Origin of the sequence: Klebsiella sp. Ech2A, from assembly GCF_030078455.1 — a bacterium.
GTDB lineage: Bacteria > Pseudomonadota > Gammaproteobacteria > Enterobacterales > Enterobacteriaceae > Klebsiella > Klebsiella terrigena.
The window spans coordinates 1-2,247 of sequence record NZ_JAQGFU010000357.1 but is presented as its reverse complement, the minus strand read 5'-3'; the positions used below and the strand labels follow the sequence as shown (position 1 = coordinate 2,247).

The following is a 2,247-nucleotide window of genomic DNA, read 5'->3' as shown; positions in this document are numbered from 1 at the left end:
GATGCTGGTGGTGCCCTGCGGCAGGGAGAAGCCGGTGCTCACCGCCGTGCTGGTGACAATCGGCGCCAGGTTGGTGCCTATCAGCAGCGCCAGGCTAAGCGTCAGCAGGCCGGTAAGCAGCGTGCGGAACATATCGCCCCGGCATACCGCGGTAACCAGCACAAAGGCAAACGGCAGGCCGGTTAACGAGGCGAAGGGCAGGAACTGGTTGCCCGGAATAATCGCCGCCAGCACCAGCATGACGGGGATCATCAGCATCGACACCGACAGCGTCACCGGATGGCCAACGCTAACCGCCGAGTCGAGGCCGATGGCAATTTTACCGAACGAACCGGCGCGCGACTGGGCAATCTCCTGAATACGCTCGCTGATCGGGTACACCCCTTCCATCAGCATTTTGGCCATGCGCGGAATAATGGTCATCACCGCCGCCATGGTAATTGCCGTTTGTAAAATGGCCTTCACTTCGATACCGGCAATAATACCCAGTAGCGCCCCGATAATTGCGCCGAGCGACGCCGGATCGCCAAGAATAGAGAGCCTTTTCTGAATCACTTCGGTATCAATTTTAATATCGCGAATCACCGGGATACGATCGACAATCGCATTCACCAGCCATGCCGCCGGAACAAATGAGGCGGAGAAACCGTGCGGGACCGAAATAGACGGCAGGTTCAGGTATTTCTCAACATCGCCGCTGGTGCGATCGGCAATAACCATCGTGATAATACAGTTAATCGCCGCCGCAAAAATACCCAGCCAGAGGCTATCGGTAATAATGGTGACCAGCGAACCGGTAAACGCATGGTGCCACAGGTTCCAGATATCGACGTTCAGCACCCGGGTGGTTTTGCTGTACAGCATCAGCACGTTAATGGCCACGCACACCGGAATGACCAGCGCGCCAACCCGCGTCCCCATGGCCACCGCCGCCGCGGCGGGCCAGCCCACGTCCAGCACGGTGAGGTTCAGGCCGAAGCGCTCCACCAGCGCGTGGCTGACCGGCGTCAGGGAGTCGATCATCAGGTTAACGGTAATGCTTAAGCCGATAAAACCAATCCCGACCATTAAGCCGGCTTTCAGGGCTTTGCTGAGCGACAGGCGTAATATCAGCCCGAGGATCATAAATATCAGCGGCATCATCACCGAGGCGCCCAGGCCCACGATATAATCAACAATAAACATGGCTTAACCCTCGGCGAGAATTAATTCTTTCACGCTGCTGAAAACTTTATCGGTGCCCATGCCGGTCAACAGCGGCAGAGCGTTAATAACCGGAACGGAAAGCGCAACCGGTGAAGTCGAAACGATAAAATCAATATCATCGCGCGTTTTCGCTTCCGCCACGGTGCCCTGCGAAATACGCACCTTAGCGAGAAGATTTTCTTTTTTCAGGAACTCCTGCAGCTTATTTAAGGCAACGGTGCTGGTTGCTACGCCAGCGCCACAACAAATCATCATGTGTTTCATGAGTATTCCTCTCCGTTTTGGTTGAGAGGATTAAATCATGACGGCGGGTTAAGAATTGTGATCGATGTGTAATTTTACACACTGAGTACACACAGAACGCCGTTAAACAAATAACACATTGATAATAAATAACATTTAGTTATTCTCCTTTTTACCCCTTCACGCCGGCGGCCTGGATATAGCGCTGGGGCGAAACGCCCAGCTTTTTACGAAACATGGCGATAAAGGCGCTGGCGCTGGCGTAGCCCAGATCGTTTGCCAGGGTGCTCACCGCCACCCCGCGGGCAAGATTACACACCGCCTCCAGCAGGCGGATCTGCTGGCGCCATTCGGAAAAGCTCAGCTGCGTCTCCTCACGAAAAAGCCGCGCCAGGGTCCGCTCGCTGGCCCCCACCTTTTGCCCCCACCAGGCGAGGGTCGCCGCGTGATCGAGCTCGCGGCATAGCGTATCGCACACCTGGCGCACCCGGCGGTCGCTGGGCAGCGTCACGTGGCACAGGAGGCTGGTGGGCAGGCGCGCCAGCTCGTCGTTCAGCAGGGCGTAAACCAGCGCCTGCCGCTCCGCCGTCAGCCCCTCTTCAAGACTGGCGGCGATAAGCGCGTGCAGCAGCGGCGTGGCGGACAGGCCGCGCCAGCGGTCGCCGAACCGTCGGGACGCCGGGGGCGTTAAGTAGATATTTTGCGTGACCACGTGGTCAACCGCCTGCAGCCCGTGCGGCAGGCCGCCGGGCAGCCAGACGGCGCGCCCCGGCGACAGCAGCCAGAAATGCTGGGGGG

The 2,247-nt window shown here is 58.0% G+C and carries 3 protein-coding genes; all 3 read right to left on the bottom strand.

Translation table 11 applies throughout. The features are described from left to right. A partial coding sequence (locus PFH44_RS26885) for a PTS galactitol transporter subunit IIC (RefSeq protein WP_283826735.1) occupies window positions 1–1,185 on the bottom strand: 1,185 nt, incomplete at its 3' end. Window positions 1,186–1,188: 3 nt separating this feature from the next. Continuing rightward, window positions 1,189–1,470: a PTS sugar transporter subunit IIB gene (locus tag PFH44_RS26880; RefSeq protein ID WP_045857786.1), complete on the bottom strand. Its 282-nt coding sequence runs from the start codon at window positions 1,468–1,470 to the stop codon at window positions 1,189–1,191. A gap of 151 nt (window positions 1,471–1,621) precedes the next feature. Beyond that, on the bottom strand, window positions 1,622–2,247 hold a 626-nt coding region (locus PFH44_RS26875), incomplete at its 5' end, for a helix-turn-helix domain-containing protein (RefSeq protein WP_283826734.1).

Coding starts and splice junctions, on each gene's coding strand:
- PFH44_RS26880 (WP_045857786.1), bottom strand. CDS start 1,470: ATGAAACACATGATGATTTGTTGTGGCGCTGGCGTAGCAACCAGCACC.